At 31.0% G+C, this 15,399-nt stretch carries 13 protein-coding genes; 5 read left to right on the forward strand and 8 right to left on the reverse strand.

Going from position 1 to position 15,399, the window contains the following annotated elements; translation table 11 throughout:
• Position 1 precedes the first annotated feature (1 nt).
• The 8 genes from IX290_RS01855 to IX290_RS01890 all read right to left on the reverse strand — a co-directional run bounded on the left by IX290_RS01855 (position 2) and on the right by IX290_RS01890 (position 7,876).
• Entirely contained in the window at positions 2–1,393 is a 1,392-nt protein-coding gene (locus IX290_RS01855; protein WP_211491502.1) for a sigma-54 dependent transcriptional regulator, read from the reverse strand.
• A 29-nt stretch (positions 1,394–1,422) separates the two neighbouring features.
• Positions 1,423–2,298, reverse strand: a complete 876-nt coding sequence (locus tag IX290_RS01860; RefSeq protein WP_211491503.1) for an energy transducer TonB — start codon at positions 2,296–2,298, stop codon at positions 1,423–1,425.
• A gap of 9 nt (positions 2,299–2,307) precedes the next feature.
• Complete coding sequence (locus tag IX290_RS01865; RefSeq protein ID WP_211491504.1) at positions 2,308–2,739, reverse strand: biopolymer transporter ExbD; 432 nt, start codon at positions 2,737–2,739, stop codon at positions 2,308–2,310.
• 14 nt (positions 2,740–2,753) lie between these two features.
• Positions 2,754–3,365, reverse strand: coding sequence for a MotA/TolQ/ExbB proton channel family protein (locus IX290_RS01870; protein WP_211491505.1), 612 nt, complete (start codon positions 3,363–3,365; stop codon positions 2,754–2,756).
• Positions 3,366–3,386: 21 nt separating this feature from the next.
• Positions 3,387–3,731, reverse strand: coding sequence for a hypothetical protein (locus IX290_RS01875; protein ID WP_211491506.1), 345 nt, complete (start codon positions 3,729–3,731; stop codon positions 3,387–3,389).
• 12 nt (positions 3,732–3,743) lie between these two features.
• Positions 3,744–6,572, reverse strand: coding sequence for a tetratricopeptide repeat protein (locus IX290_RS01880; RefSeq protein ID WP_211491507.1), 2,829 nt, complete (start codon positions 6,570–6,572; stop codon positions 3,744–3,746).
• A 31-nt stretch (positions 6,573–6,603) separates the two neighbouring features.
• Positions 6,604–7,131: a DUF116 domain-containing protein gene (locus tag IX290_RS01885; protein WP_211491508.1), complete on the reverse strand. Its 528-nt coding sequence runs from the start codon at positions 7,129–7,131 to the stop codon at positions 6,604–6,606.
• Positions 7,132–7,318: 187 nt separating this feature from the next.
• On the reverse strand, positions 7,319–7,876 hold the full coding sequence (locus IX290_RS01890) for a hypothetical protein (protein WP_211491509.1): 558 nt from the start codon (positions 7,874–7,876) through the stop codon (positions 7,319–7,321).
• 199 nt (positions 7,877–8,075) lie between these two features.
• Here IX290_RS01890 and IX290_RS01895 point away from each other — a divergent pair, with 199 nt between their 5' ends.
• The 5 genes from IX290_RS01895 to IX290_RS01915 all read left to right on the forward strand — a co-directional run bounded on the left by IX290_RS01895 (position 8,076) and on the right by IX290_RS01915 (position 15,334).
• Positions 8,076–8,693, forward strand: a complete 618-nt coding sequence (locus IX290_RS01895; protein WP_211491510.1) for a helix-turn-helix transcriptional regulator — start codon at positions 8,076–8,078, stop codon at positions 8,691–8,693.
• On the forward strand, positions 8,693–11,293 hold the full coding sequence (ppdK, locus tag IX290_RS01900; RefSeq protein WP_211491511.1) for a pyruvate, phosphate dikinase: 2,601 nt from the start codon (positions 8,693–8,695) through the stop codon (positions 11,291–11,293). Before IX290_RS01895 ends, ppdK begins: the two co-directional genes overlap by 1 nt.
• Positions 11,284–13,242 (forward strand): fructose-1,6-bisphosphatase, encoded by a 1,959-nt coding sequence (locus IX290_RS01905; protein ID WP_211491512.1) that lies wholly within the window; start codon positions 11,284–11,286, stop codon positions 13,240–13,242. Before ppdK ends, IX290_RS01905 begins: the two co-directional genes overlap by 10 nt.
• 87 nt (positions 13,243–13,329) lie before the next feature.
• Positions 13,330–14,724 (forward strand): outer membrane protein transport protein, encoded by a 1,395-nt coding sequence (locus tag IX290_RS01910; protein ID WP_211491513.1) that lies wholly within the window; start codon positions 13,330–13,332, stop codon positions 14,722–14,724.
• 37 nt (positions 14,725–14,761) lie between these two features.
• Positions 14,762–15,334 (forward strand): TetR/AcrR family transcriptional regulator, encoded by a 573-nt coding sequence (locus IX290_RS01915; protein ID WP_211491514.1) that lies wholly within the window; start codon positions 14,762–14,764, stop codon positions 15,332–15,334.
• Positions 15,335–15,399 lie beyond the last annotated feature (65 nt).

Below are 15,399 nucleotides of genomic sequence, written 5' to 3' on the forward strand. Positions count from 1 at the left end.
ATTACTCCAAACCATAATTACTCATTTTTGTCCTCAAAGTATTTCTTGTTATTCCAAGTATCTCTGCAGTTTCTACTTTTTTACCATTAGTAATTTGCAATACCTGACGAATAAGCTCTTTTTCTACTTTGGAAATTATATTACCATAATAATCCTTCTGATTATTTTTCTTAAAGACATCGATTTCACTTTTAATCCATTCTTTTAAATCAGATGTAAGTGCATCTCCCTTTTTCTTTGTTATCTTAGTACCAAGTACATTGCTAGGTAAATCATCTATTAAAACAGATGTACCACGGCAAAGTGCAACAGCAGATTTAACTGCATTTTTAAGTTCATTTACATTGCCAGGCCAGTCATATCTTAATATTTTTTTAAGTGCTGGTTTACTGATACCTTTGATATTTTTATGAAGTTCATCATTACATTCAATAAGATAGTGGTCAATTATAAGTGGAATATCATCCTTTCTATCTCTTAAAGGTGGAATATTTACTTCTAAAACTCTTAATTTTCTATAAAGTTCATCTATAAATTTTCCTTGATTTATAAGTTCCTCAAGGTTTACACAAGTTGTAGCTACCACTCTTATATCTATCTCTATAGGTTCTGCTCCACCTAATCTGAAGAATTTACCCTCTTCAAGAAAATAAAGTATCTTAGATTGCATATCTAAACTTAAAGATTCAATATTACCAAGGTGTAGTGTTCCACCATTAGCTTTTTCAAGTTCTCCAATTTGTGGGAAAACTGCTCCTTTAAATGCTCCTTTTTCATATCCAAATAATTTTCTAGCTAGTAGATCATTTTGGTATGAAGTACAGTTAAGACTTATTAAAGGTTTGCCAGACCAATCGCTAAATTGGTGTATTGCTTTAGCCACACTTGTTTTTCCTGTTCCTTTTTCTCCAAATACTAGAACTGGAAGTCTACTCATTGCCACTTTACCTATCATTTTATAAAGTTCAACAATCTGTTTAGTTTGTCCTATCAGCTTATCTCCTGTGCTTTTATGTTTATCTATTCTTTCAGCTAACAGTTTAAAATCTTTTACAGACTTTTCCAGTATTTTTACTATTTCAGGAGCCTCTAAAGGTTTTAGTACATAGTCATATGCACCTGCTTTAATACTTCCAGCTACGACTTTTAAGTTAGAAGTTTCTCCAAGTACAATTATAACACCTTTTTTTTGGTGCTCTCTTACCATTTTAATAAGATTAATCAGAGCTTCTTCCTGTAAATTCTTTTCTTCAATTACTATAATCTCGTATTTTTTTGTCTTTAGACAGTCAACAAATTTTGTAATGTCCTCAGCAAAAGTAAGTTCATTTTCAAAATTGTTTTCTAATTCCTCTCTCAAGCTCTTTTCTAATCTAAATCCTAAAAGAACCAATTTTAGCCACCTCTTTTATTCTAATAAAATTATTTTAAAACAAAGTTATATTCTAGTATAACATCACCTTGGACATTAAGTCCATTTTTACTTAAATAAATTTTCCATGTTCTTCCAACTTCTTCAATAGCGTTATTAATTTCAGGGACTCCACTACCTTTTTCAAGTTTTAAACTACGAACATTTCCATTTTCATCAATATTCATTCTTATTTTAACTGTTCCATGAAGACCTCTTGCCTGAGCACTTTCAGGATATACAGGCTCCTTATTACTATTATCCCATCTAGCTACAATATCTCCATCCTCTGTTCCAAGCCTATAACCACTTGGAAGTCCTTCTGTTCCATCTGAAAAATGTAGAATTCTATCAAATTCCTGATCCTTTCCTGCTTCTGAGTTAAATTTAATCTTATCATTATTTAAATCAAGATTTTCTATTTTTTCAGGGATAGGTTCTTTTTCCAGCTTAATATCATTTTTCAGTTCTGGTTTAGGAGTAGAACTTTTTATCTGTTCATACTGTTTTTTAGGAGTTACAAGAGTTTTATTTTCTCTTTCAGCTTTTGCAACGCTTAAGACATCAACTTTAGGAGCTACAATTTTTTTGGCAATACTGTCAAGAGCTGCCAAGTCGACTTTATTTGGGTCCTTTTTAGGTTTTTCATCTTTTTTAGGCTCAGCAGTTTTTTTATTTTTATCAATTTCAGAAGTGATTTTTTTCTGTTGACTATTGCTGTTTTTCTTTCCATCAAAGACTTTTTTATCCCTGTTGTCATAAGCTACAAGTCCAATTTTTATTTTTTTATTAGCTACATGCTTAGCACTTAGACTTGGTATCAGGAGAAGAATAATGATATTGATTATAATGGATAGGAAAAAACTTATGCCATCTTCTCTTCTCATTTTGTCCTCCTATCTTTTGCTAGAAGTATCAATATCTAATGATTGTGCTCCTGCCTCTTTAGAGATTGTCATAATATCTACAATGTAACCATAGTCTAATTTTTTATCAGCACTTATAATAACATTTTTATCCTGCATTTTGTCAAGTTTTTCTGCAAGTTTGCTTTTTAAACTATCCTTGTTTACAGGAATCTGTTGTGTTTTACCATTTTCTTTGAAATTCATAACCATGTTTTTATTTCTATCAACCAGGATTTGAATCTCTTTAATATCTGAAATCTCCTTTATAGTAGATTGTGGTAAATCTATTTTAATACCAGCTTTCATATCATCAAAGGTGGTAGCTACCAGGAAGAATATCAGTAAAAGAAACACAACGTCTATCAAAGGAGTAAGTTCAAGAATTAGCTCTCCTTTTCTTCTTTGTCTTTCAATTTTCATATCTAAATCTTCTCCTACCCTCTATAATGATTAATAAGTTCAGTTGTAGTTATCTCCATATCTCCAACTATTCTATCTATCTTTTTGTTGAAGTAGTTGTAGAATATCAAAGCCGGAATAGCTACAAATAATCCTCCTGCTGTTGTGAAAAGAGCTTCTGAAATACCATTTGCAAGGACTGCTGGATCTCCAGTTCCATGTAATGCCACTGCCTGGAATGCTTTAATCATACCTGTAACTGTACCTAGTAATCCAAGTAGTGGAGTAAGGTGAGCTGTTAAAGATATAATCCACATATTTCTTTCTAAGTATTTAAGTTGAATCATAGCCTTTTCTTTTGCTTTTTCTTCAAGTTTTGCAGGACTTGCACTTGGATTTTTATATATCTCAATAAGTACATCCTTTATTACTTTAGATGTTGAAGAATGCTCCTTATTTACAATTATAAGAGCATTTTTAATATCTCCGTTATCAAGGCACCCTTTAACTTCATTAGGAAGTCCGCTTTTATTGTTTTTTTCATTTCTAAAGAAGTATATCAGCCTCTCAATAATAGCACTAAGACCAATTATTGACATAATGAGGATAAAATACATTAGTAATCCGCCGTTTGTTAAATAGTACATGATTGTTAATTACCTCCTGGATTATAGAGCTATTATTAAAGCTACTACAGCGATTCCGCCGATTATATATTTTATGAAAGATTTCTCTTCTACACCTTGTGAAAGTTCTTTTTCAAGAGCATTTTTTTGTCCCTGAACCACTTTTATCTTTTGATTCTGATTTTGAAAGTTATCGTTAGTAACTTTAATTGCACCAGATTGAATATTTTGATTTTTCAAAAGCACGTCGTTAGTTTCAATCTCTTTCATTTCAAGTTGTTCCTTATTTACCCCTTGTACCTCTTTACCTATTGTTGTAACATCCTCTTGTGTACCTAATGCTACCATTGTTGATACTAAAAATAAAGCTGCCATTATCTTTTTCATATTGAGTACCTCCTAATTATTAAAAAATTGATTATATTTACTTGCTGCTTGTTTATCTAACTTTTGTAATTCTGTAAAATATTTTTTAGCCTGAACTTTATTTTGTCTTTTTAAAGAGAAATAGAGTAATTTCTCCAGAGCAAAATCTCTGTGTTCAAAGTCTTTGTCATCATAAAGCTCTTTATAAAGTTTTTCAGCTTCTTTATTGTTTTGAAGTTTTTCAGCAACTTGTGCTGCTTTAAATTTTGAAATCTTACTGTAATTTCCGTTATACATTACATATCCTTTTGTATAACCTCTCAATGCATCTTTATTTTTTCCCTGCAGTTCATTAATAGTGGAAAGCTGAAGTAATACAAAATCTTTATATCTACTATTTTCAAGTTCATCTACTCCAGTGTAGTAGATTTTTGCCTTGTCATAGATTTTCTTATCAAAATAGTAATCTCCAAGTTTTATTCCAGCCATCTCTTTGTATTTAGTTCCCTGGAATAGTTTTTCGTACTCTTTTATAGCTTCCTCTTTCTTATTTTCTCTTTCAAGAATTAAAGATTTGTAATATCCTTTAATCTCTTCATTTTTAACATTTGAAACACTTTCCATTGCTTCTTCTACTTTATTTTGTGCAAGAAGTGCATCTAATATTTTAGTAGCTGCCTCTTCTTTTACATTATCATTTTTTGCATTTTCATAAAGTGCTCTGTAGTTCTTAATTATTTTATCAGCATTTCCGCTATTTTCATAGATTTGACCTGAAAGAATATAGATATTCTCTTTCATAGGACTATTTGGATATCTTTCCAGAAAAGCCTTTTTCTCAATCTCAAACTGATCTATATTTCCAAGATTAACAAGAGAATTAAGATACCAGTAATTAGCATTTTCAGTATACTTTCCATTTGGGAAATTGTGTGCTACTAAAGAGTAGTTTTCCATAGCTTTTTCATAATTTTTCTGTCCATAATAGCTGTCAGCAATTTGGAATTGAGCATACTCTTCATATCCTGGAATAGTTTTTAAACGTTCATAAGTTTCTCTACTCTTATCAAAGTCATCTAATCTGAAATAACTTATTGCCATCTTATCTAATGCTTCTCCAACATTTTCTCCCTGTGGATATTCATGTATATAAACTTCAGCATTTCCTATGGCATTTTTATAATCTTCTGCTAAGAAACGATTTCTTACTTTATTTATTTGAACCTTTTCCAAAAGCTCTGGTGATACATTTGGAGTTTCTTCTATTTTTTTAAAATACTCAGCAGCTTCATTATATTTTCCAATACCTATATAGGCTACCCCTTTTAGATACATGTTATCAAGTGCGTCATCCATTTGAGATAAGTATTCAAGCATCTCATCATATTTTTTTCCTGCAAGTAAAGTTGTAATAAGGTTATTTAAAATATCAAAATCCTGGCTTGTACCTAAATATTCCTTATATACATTAGCAGCTTCATCTAACTTGCCTTTTTTATAATAAAGCTCTCCCATTGCAAGATATATATTTTTCTTTTTCTCTCCAGCAGCAGAGAATTTATTCTTATACTCATTAAATCTTATCTGCATATCTTCAAGATCTTCTATTTTGTTATCTATGATAAGTATTCTATAAAGATTTTCAGCATTTGGATTAGCTGCATACATTCTTCCATAATAATCTCTGGAAAGATTCAGTTTTCCAAGTTCATATGCTGAGTTAGCTATAATAAGATTTATGCTTTCAGTATCCTGTTGATTTACAATAACCCTTTTTATCTCTTCTCTATTATCAATTATTTTTTTGTAATTTTTTAACTGATAGTCTATTGCAAATATATAGTACATAGCCTGATTGTAGTATGATGTATTTTTAAGACTTTCAAAATATGTCTGAGCTTCTTTAAGTCTTCCTAATTTAAAAAGTGAAAATCCATAGCTGTATAGTAGCTTTGGATTATTTAGATCTTTTATTTGGCTATAATACTCTATTGCTTTTTCATATTCTCCTTTTGTAGCATATGAATCACCAAGTATTCTTAATCCTTCATTATAGTCAGTTGGATTTTTTAAAAGTGCAATTTTTTCTTCAGTTGTTTTAATATCCCCTCTGTTACTATAAATTTCAATTAGGTTAAGGATTGCTCTTTGGCCATATGCACTATCTTTATCTGCATCAATAGCCTTATCAAATGCCTCTATTGCAGAATCAATATTATTCTTTTTGTAATATGCAGAACCAAGAAGATAATACATAAACTCCTTGTGCTTTTTACCTCTTTCATTTGAATATTTTTCTACATAGTTTATACACTGATCATAATTTTTCTGATTATATGATAGTAAGGCCATGTTTAAAAGGACATCACTGTAATATTTGCTATCTTTACTGATAAGTGCATATGCATCTTCTGCATCTTTATAATGTTCTTTAGCAAGATAAGCAGTAGCACTGTCTAGAATAGCTTTATCATAATAATCATTTTTAGGATCTATAAGTTTTAAATATTCCATACTTGTGTTTTTATCACCAAGGGCAGCATAAGATCTTACAAGATAATACTCTATCTCTGGTTTTTCTTTTCTTCCCAAATCCCCAGTCATAAGAAGCATTTTAAAATATTTAATCGCATCGTCATAGTTTTCCTGTAAAAAATATACCTTTGCAATTCTATCCATAATGCTTTTATTATATTTAGATGTTGGATATTTATCTAAAAACTCTTTAGATTCAACAATAGCCATATCAAAGTTTTTCTGTTTATAAAGTTCGTCTACAAATTTTAAGTCATCTCTTTCAGAAGCGAAAGAGGCCATACTCAATGCAAAAATAAGAGCTGTTGCAAAATATTTTCTTTTCAAGTCCTACCTCCTGAATGTTTGTGCCATTAATTTAGAATATCTCATTTAAATACTCTTCAATTTTCTTTATTGAAACTGTTGTATTAACACAGGGTTCATTAGGAATTTCATTAAAAATACCTAAAACCTTTACTGGAAATGCATCATGAATACCAGACATAAGATCACGTTTACAGGCAACGGCCATAACAAGATCTGGTCTAATATCCCGTATATGCTTTCTTGCAAGGGTTCCCCCAGTTGCAATTTTAATTTCTACAGGAAACTTAGATTTTATGTTCAAAAAATCACCTATCACACATTGTCCACATTTCTTACAGTTTTCTATATCAGATGTAATTTTAAAAGGACAATTATAATTTTGAATACAGTGTGGTAGTAAAATTAAAACTTTGTTTATTTTTTTACCTTTAATAGCATCTAAAACCCTTAAGTTATTATATTTTAAAAATCTTTGAGCTACTGGATTTGTTTCTTTTTGCTCCTTTTTTCTTTCTGAAAGGATAAACATCAAATAATAGGCATTATATTTTAATTTTGTCAAGAAATTAGTATTCATAGATTACCTCTTTTTATTCTCTATCTTTAGAAATTATATCATATTTAAATTCATATTTCAAACATTCAATTTTTAATCATAACCATATTTTTTTATAGGAAATTTGCTCGATTTTTATACCTATTTTTTTAAAAGAGAATAAAAAAACCAGCATATTTATTTTAAATAGCTGGATAAAAATTTTTTATTATTTTTTATGATTCATAAAACACTTAAGACAGACACCTTTAAAGTGGTTTCCAATTATTATTTCTCCACCATCAACATTTTTGCTGTCATCAATTAAAAGATTCATAGTAGCTTTTGCATCTCCACACATCTCGCATACAGTTGGGATTTCTACAATTTTAGTTACAAAGGGAAGCATATATCCTACAGTTTCAAATAACTGTCCCTTGAAGTTAGACATAAGTCCATATGCAAATACCAGAGTTTTAGAATCTTTAATAATCTTTACAAGTTCATCTACCTGTGATTTTGTAATAAACTGTACCTCATCTATAAGAATAAGATTGGGTTTGTGTTCCAGCCACCATTTATAAAGGTCAAAATCCTTAGTGAGGATTATTGCTTTACAGCTCTCTTTTAATGCCCGACTCTTTATTACCCCTCCATCACGAGTATTTGTTTCTGGTTGGAATACAGCAACTTTTTTTCCAGCCATATTATTTCTATGAGCAGTTAAAATAAGTTCAGCACTTTTTCTTGCTCCTACAACTGAGTAATAAAAAATAAATTTTCCCATTTCAGCACTCCTTGAATAAAAATATATAAATTTATTATATCACTAAAACACCAATAAATACAAATGATTAAATAGTGCACACTTATAAAGAGGTTGACTTATTCTTTTAATAATGTTATATATAACGTATGCAACAAAAGAGATTTGTGCACAATAAAACAATTATAAATAATGTGCACTAATAAAAATAGGAGGAAAAATGTTACTAACACCCAGGCAGGAGAAAATAGCGGAAATTGTAAAAAAATCTCAGCCTATTACAGGAGATGAGATTGCTAAAAAATTATCTCTTACAAGATCAGCTTTGAGAACTGATTTTTCAGTACTAACTTCAAAGGGGATATTAAAATCTAAAACCAGAGTTGGTTATATATATCAGGGACAGGATGAAAGAAAATATATAAAGGATATTATGGGAGAAGTGGTTTCAGTAGATTCCAAACTATCTGTATATGATACAATTCTTGAAATGTTTTTAAAAGACGTTGGAACTATATTTATAACTGAGAACGAAAGTCTAACAGGAATTGTATCTAGAAAAGACTTGTTAAAGATAGCTATTGGAAAAACAGATATAACTAAAGTTCCAATAAGTATAATAATGACAAGAATGCCTAATATAATTTTCTGTGAGGAGGATGAAGAGATAATTGCTGGTGTAAGAAAAATAATAAACCATCAGATAGACTCTTTGCCTGTAGTAAGAATAGTGCAAAATAAAAATAAAGTTATATATAAATTAGTAGGAAGAGTAACCAAAACAAATATTACAAAATTATTTTTGGAATATTTTGATAAAAATAAGGGGGATAATTGATGAAGAAAGTCTACTCATTTAACGAAGGAAACAAGGGAATGATAAACATTTTAGGTGGAAAAGGTGGAAACCTTGCTGAAATGTCAAAAATAGGTCTACCTATACCAGAAGGTATAATAATCTCTACAGATGCGTGTAAAGATTATTATAAAGATGGAGAAAAAATTTCAAAAGAGCTTGAAAGTGAAATTCTAATTAAATTAGATGAGCTTGAGAAAAAAACAGGAAAACAATTTGGTGGAAAAAATCCGCTTCTTGTATCAGTTAGATCAGGGGCTCCAATCTCTATGCCTGGAATGATGGATACAATTTTAAATCTTGGGATGAATGATAAGACAGCAGAAAGCATGATTGAAATTTTTAAAGATGAAGATTTCGTATATCAGTCATACTATAGATTTATTCAGATGTTTTCAGAAATAGTAATGGGAATAGATAAAGATTTGTTCTTTGAAAAGAAAAGAGAAATGAAAGAGTCAAAAGACTTTACTCATCAAAAATTAATAGAAGCTGGAAAGAAAATATTTGAAGAAAAAACAGGACAAAAATTCCCTGAAGAACCAAAAGATCAATTATTCCTGGCAATTAATGCGATATTTAAATCATGGAATAATGAAAGAGCAATAGTTTATAGAAGAATTCATAAAATAGATGATAATTTAGGTACAGCAGTAGTTGTTCAAGAGATGGTATTTGGAAACTTAAATGAAAAATCTGGAACTGGAGTTGCATTTACAAGAGATCCATCTACTGGAGAAAATCATGTATTTGGTGAGTACCTTCTTGAAGCTCAAGGTGAAGATATTGTTGCTGGTATAAGAACTCCAGAACCTATTGAAAGATTAAAAGAGCAACTACCAGAAATATATGATGAATTTATTAAACTTGCTGGTATTTTAGAAAAACACAATAAAGATATGCAGGATATAGAATTTACAATTGAAAATGGAAAATTATTCCTTTTACAAACTAGAAATGGTAAAAGAAGTCCATATGCAGCAGTTAAAATTGCAGTAGATATGGTAGAAGAGGGGCTTTTAACTCAAGAGGAAGCAATATTAAAAGTAGATGCAAATACACTTCCTCAACTGCTACATGGTAACTTTAAACCAGAAGCTGTGAAAAAAGCTACACTTTTAGGAAAAGGACTTCCTGGATCAGCAGGAGTTGCTATTGGAAGAGTTATGTTCTCATCAGAAAAAACAGATACTAGAGCAATGACAATACTTGTTAGAGAAGAGACTTCTCCAGAAGATATTAAAGGGATAAGTGAAGCAGAAGGAATTGTTACAGTAAAAGGTGGAGTTACATCTCATGGAGCAGTTGTTGCACGTGGAATGGGTAAATGCTGTGTAACTGGTTGTGGAGATATTAAAATAAATGATATTAAAAAAGAGATGTATATCAATGGATATACTGTTAAAGAGGAAGAGTATATCTCTATCAATGGATATACTGGTGAGATATTCCTAGGTAAAGTTGAACTTAGTGCTCCTCAATTTGATGATAATCTTAAGAAATTTGTAAAATGGTGTCAGGAAATAAAAAGACTTAAAGTTAGAATGAATGCAGATACTCCTGCAGATGCAAAACTTGGTAAGAGCTTTGGAGCAGAAGGAATAGGACTTTGCAGAACTGAGCACATGTTCTTCCAGGAAGATAAAATCTGGACAATAAGACAGATGATACTTAGTAAGGATCCGAAAGAGGTTGAAAAAGCACTGCATGAAATGCATGATATGCAGGTAAAAGATTTCTATGAAATATTTAAAGTTGTTGAAGATAATACTGTAATAGTAAGACTTTTAGATCCACCTCTACATGAATTTTTACCAAAAGAACCAAAGGATAAAGAGAAAATGGCAGAGATTTTAGGTGTATCTTTAGAAGAGATGGAAAGAAGAATAGTAAATCTTAAAGATGCTAACCCTATGTTAGGGCACAGAGGATGTAGACTTGCAGTAACACGTCCAGAACTTTATAATATGCAGGCTAGAGCAGTTATAGAAGCTGCAATAGAGTGTGCAAAAGAGGGAATTACAAAACTTAAACCAGAGATAATGCTACCTCTTATTATAGGTGCTAAAGAACTACTATTTATTAAGAAGAATATAAAAGAAGAGATAGAAAAAGTATTAAAAGAGCATAATATCAGAATAGATTATAAGATAGGAACTATGATGGAAACACCTAGAGCTTGTCTTCTAGCTGATGAAATAGCAAGAGATGTAGATTTCTTCTCTTTTGGAACAAATGACCTGACTCAGACAACTATGGGACTTTCAAGAGATGACTCAGTTAAATTTATGACTGAATACTCAGAAAATGGAATATTAAAAGTTGAACCATTTGCTACTATAGATGAAAGAGGAGTAGGAAAACTTGTTAAACTTGCTGTTGAACTTGGAAGAGGATCAAAACCTGAACTTGAAATTGGTATCTGTGGAGAACATGGTGGTGACCCACAAAGTATTGATTTCTTCGAAAGTGTTAAATTAGATTATGTAAGCTGTTCTCCATTTAGAGTATTGGTGGCAATAGTTGCAGCTGCACAAGCAAATCTAAAACAATATAAAGGGATAGACTATAAGTGGATTTAAAAAGAGAAAATCCGGAATTAAAATATTTAAAGCTGCTATCAAGCAGATTTAAAAATATTCCTGATACTGCAACTGAGATAATAAACTTGCAGGCAATACTCAATCTACCAAAGGGAACAGAACACTTTTTAACAGATATTCATGGAGAATATGACGCTTTTAATCACGTTTTAAAAAATGGTTCAGGATCAATAAGAGCAAAAATAGATGATATATTTCAAGACACAATAGGAAATTTTGAAAAAAAAGAATTAGCAAGTGTGATATATTACCCTAAGGAAAAAGTAGAGTATGTATCAAAGACAATGATGAATATGGATAAGTGGTATAAAAAGATTATCTATAGAATGATTGAAGTTTGTAGTGTTACAGCTTCAAAATACACTAGTTCTAAAGTTAGAAAAGCAATGACTAAGGATTTTGCCTATGTCTTGCAGGAAGTTTTGTATGAAAGAAGAGAGCTTCCAAATAGAAAGGAATATGTAGAGAGCATAATAGATACTGTAATTGCATTGGGAAGAGCTAAATACTTTGTAATAGCAATATCAAACTTAATACAAAGACTTACAATTGATAAACTGCATATAATTGGAGATATTTATGACAGAGGACCTTTTCCACATCGTATTATGGAAAAACTGATGGCACATCATAACGTTGACATTCAGTGGGGAAATCATGATATGCTATGGATGGGAGCTGCACTTGGAAATAAAGCATGTATAGCCAATGTAATAAGAATCTGTGCAAGATATTCAAATACAGATATATTAGAGGAAGGTTATGGTATTAACCTTCTTCCTCTTGCAAGATTTGTAATGTCAGAGTATAGAGATGACAAATGTGAAAGTTTTAAACCTAAAGATGGCAGCAATGATGAACTTATGTCAAAAATTCATAAGGGAATTTCAATTATACAGTTTAAAATAGAGGGAGAGATATCAAAAAGGCATCCAGACTTTAATCTTGAGGGACGTCAGTTATTGGATAAAATTGACTATGATAGGGGAATAGTTAATATAGATGGAAAAGAGTATAAACTTAATGATACCAATTTTCCAACTATTGACAGGGAAGATCCATACAAATTAACTGATGAAGAGAAAATGGTAATGGATACTTTAACAAGATATTTTGTGCACAGTGAAAAGCTTCAAAGACATATCAAGTTTTTCTTGACACATGGTAGTATTTATCTAAAATATAATTCAAATCTATTATATCATGGATGTATACCACTTACAGAGAATGGGGATTTTCGTGAAGTGGTATTAAAGGGAAGAAAAGTAAAGGGAAAAAGTTATCTAGATGAAATAGAAGATATAGTGAGACAGGCATATTATTTTCAAAATAAAAATATAAAAAATAGTTATGAGATAGATTTTTTATGGTATCTGTGGTGTGGAAAAAATTCTCCACTATTTGGAAAGGATGCTATGAAAACATTTGAGAGATACTTTATAGATGATAAAGAATCACATACAGAAAATAAGAATCCATACTATACATTCTGCAATACAGAGGAAACTTGTAGAATGATATTAGAAGAATTTGGTCTTAATCCAAATATTTCTCATATAGTAAATGGACATATGCCAGTAAAAACTTTAAAAGGGGAAAAACCTGTGAAGGCCAATGGTAAACTTTTTGTTATAGATGGTGGTTTTTCAAAGGCTTACCAAAGGCAAACAGGTATTGCAGGATATACACTTGTTTATAACTCATATGGACTTAAAATAATAAGCCATGATCCTTTTGAATCTGTAGAAAAAGCAGTTAGGGAAGGAAAGGATATTATCTCTTTTACTAGAATAGTAGAAGATACAAGTGTAAATAGAATAAGAGTTAAAGATACGGACATTGGAAAAGAGCTACAAAATCAGATAAATGATTTGAAAAAGCTGTTAATATGTTATAGACGTGGTATAATAATGGAGTCATACAGTTAATTATTACAAAAAATTAATAATTTCTTAATCTTATATTAAAAAACATGTGTTATATTACATGTGTTACTAAAGAATATAGGAGGAACAATGAAGAAGAAATTATTATTACTTGCATTGGCAACTGTAATGACTACTGCCGCTCATGCAGCGTCAATAGATCATATTCAAACATATACACCTGAGTACTTAGGTAACCAGGCTCAAAACGGTATGATAAATGGTGCATCTGTTTATTATAACCCAGCTGGTCTTGTACATCTTAAAGATGGAACTTATGTGCATGCTGGTGCAGAGCTGGCTATTGGACATGAAAAGATGGAATACAACGGACATGAGTATAAAGCTATACTTTTACAACCAATTCCAAACTTTGCAGCTTATAGGGTACAGGATAATTCAGCACTTTATTGGACATTTGGTGGAATTGGTGGAGGTGGAGACCTTAACTATAAAAGTGGAGTAGCTGGAACTGCTGTAATACCAGATTTGGTAAATAGGGTAAATGGTTTTTCTCTTTTGACGAAAGGTGAATATGCTTTTCCTTTTAAAAACTTAACAGATAATGGTTCTTCAGCTGAAGGAAAAAATATATATGCTCAAACAACTATAGGAAAAGCTTGGGCATTTGATGACAAACTTTCAGTATCTGTTGGTGGTAGAGTGGTTTATGGACTTAGAAGTTTAAAAGGTAAAATTAATCTTCAAGGGACTCCAGTGCAGCCAGGTAATCCTGTAATTGATGCATTTGCTAAAAATATTCATGCTGATATAGACTCTGAAAGAACTGCATGGGGTTATGGTTTCCAATTTGGACTAAACTATAAAGCTACAGAGAAATTAAACTTGGCAATGAGATATGACAGTAGAGTAAAACTTAATTTTAAAGCTAGTGGAACTATGAATAATGTTCCATTATCTCAATTAGGACCTGACTTTTCAGATTTAGGATTTGGAAATTTCTATCCAGAATATATTCCAGGACATAAACAAAGAAGAGATTTACCAGCTATTCTTGCTTTAGGAGCATCATATAAAGTAACAGATGATTGGACAATGGCACTTGCTGGAAACTATTATTTTAATAAAGATGCTAAGATGGATAGAATAGCAGGAAAAGTAGATTTAAAAGGAGTTGTCATCAATGGATTAGAAGCAGAGTACGACAATGGATGGGAAATAGCACTTGGGACAGAGTATAAATTAAATCCACAGTGGGCTTTCCTTGGAAGTGTTAACTATGCAAATACTGGAGCTAAGAAAACTTCTTTTGACGATGTTGAGTATCCATTAAATTCATTAACTTTAGGAACTGGTTTGAAATATAATCCAGATGAAGATACAGAGTGGGTATTCGCAATATCACACTTTATCTACTTTGAAAAAGGTGGCCATTTTAATGAAAAATACCATGGAGCTGTACCTAATCCAAAATATGATAAGAGTATAACAGCATTTGGACTTTCATATACAAAAAGATTTTAATGAAAATGTTTTATAAAATATAAAGAGGAGGAGAGGAATGCCTAAGAAATCAATATTTACCAAAGAGCAGGTTTATCAAAAGGCTTTTGAGCTTTTTAAAGCCAATGGGATAGATGGTATTAGCGCTAGAAATCTTGCCAAATCACTTAAATCATCACCTGCACCTATATATAGTTTTTATGCCTCTATAGATGATTTGAAACAGGAACTATTAGAAAAAGCTAAAGAACTGTTTCTTGATTATGTAAATCGCGAGCCAACAGACCTTATATTTCTTAATATTGGGATGGGCATATGTATATTTGCAAGGGATGAAAAAGAATTTTTTCAGGCAATCTTTTTGAAAGAGAGTTTAGGTAAAAGAAATGAGATAATTAGACAGTTTAGAGATCTGATAAAAAATGAGATGTCTAAAGACAAAAGATTTGAAGGGTTAGATGAGGAGTTTAAAACAAAACTTTACATGGATGCCTGGATGTATGCTCATGGATTCGCAACTCTTATAGCTACCAATTATTATGAAAGTATTACAGATGAAGAGATTAAAGAGAGATTGATGGAAGGCGCAGCTACAATGATATATAAAAGACTTGCCGACTACAAAAAATAATATAAAAGAAAAAGGACTACACATCTGATGCGTACCCCTTTTACTGGACAAACAGTAAAGGGGGT

Origin of the sequence: Fusobacterium sp. DD2, from assembly GCF_018205345.1 — a bacterium.
Classification (GTDB): Bacteria; Fusobacteriota; Fusobacteriia; order Fusobacteriales; family Fusobacteriaceae; genus Fusobacterium_A.

Excerpts from the sequence above, each read along its gene's own strand:
- IX290_RS01860 (WP_211491503.1), bottom strand. The coding sequence starts at position 2,298 with ATGAGAAGAGAAGATGGCATAAGTTTTTTCCTATCCATTATAATCAAT.
- IX290_RS01865 (WP_211491504.1), bottom strand. The coding sequence starts at position 2,739 with ATGAAAATTGAAAGACAAAGAAGAAAAGGAGAGCTAATTCTTGAACTT.
- IX290_RS01870 (WP_211491505.1), bottom strand. The coding sequence starts at position 3,365 with ATGTACTATTTAACAAACGGCGGATTACTAATGTATTTTATCCTCATT.
- IX290_RS01875 (WP_211491506.1), bottom strand. The coding sequence starts at position 3,731 with ATGAAAAAGATAATGGCAGCTTTATTTTTAGTATCAACAATGGTAGCA.
- IX290_RS01885 (WP_211491508.1), bottom strand. The coding sequence starts at position 7,131 with ATGAATACTAATTTCTTGACAAAATTAAAATATAATGCCTATTATTTG.
- IX290_RS01890 (WP_211491509.1), bottom strand. The coding sequence starts at position 7,876 with ATGGGAAAATTTATTTTTTATTACTCAGTTGTAGGAGCAAGAAAAAGT.
- IX290_RS01895 (WP_211491510.1), top strand. The coding sequence starts at position 8,076 with ATGTTACTAACACCCAGGCAGGAGAAAATAGCGGAAATTGTAAAAAAA.
- ppdK (WP_211491511.1), top strand. The coding sequence starts at position 8,693 with ATGAAGAAAGTCTACTCATTTAACGAAGGAAACAAGGGAATGATAAAC.
- IX290_RS01910 (WP_211491513.1), top strand. The coding sequence starts at position 13,330 with ATGAAGAAGAAATTATTATTACTTGCATTGGCAACTGTAATGACTACT.
- IX290_RS01915 (WP_211491514.1), top strand. The coding sequence starts at position 14,762 with ATGCCTAAGAAATCAATATTTACCAAAGAGCAGGTTTATCAAAAGGCT.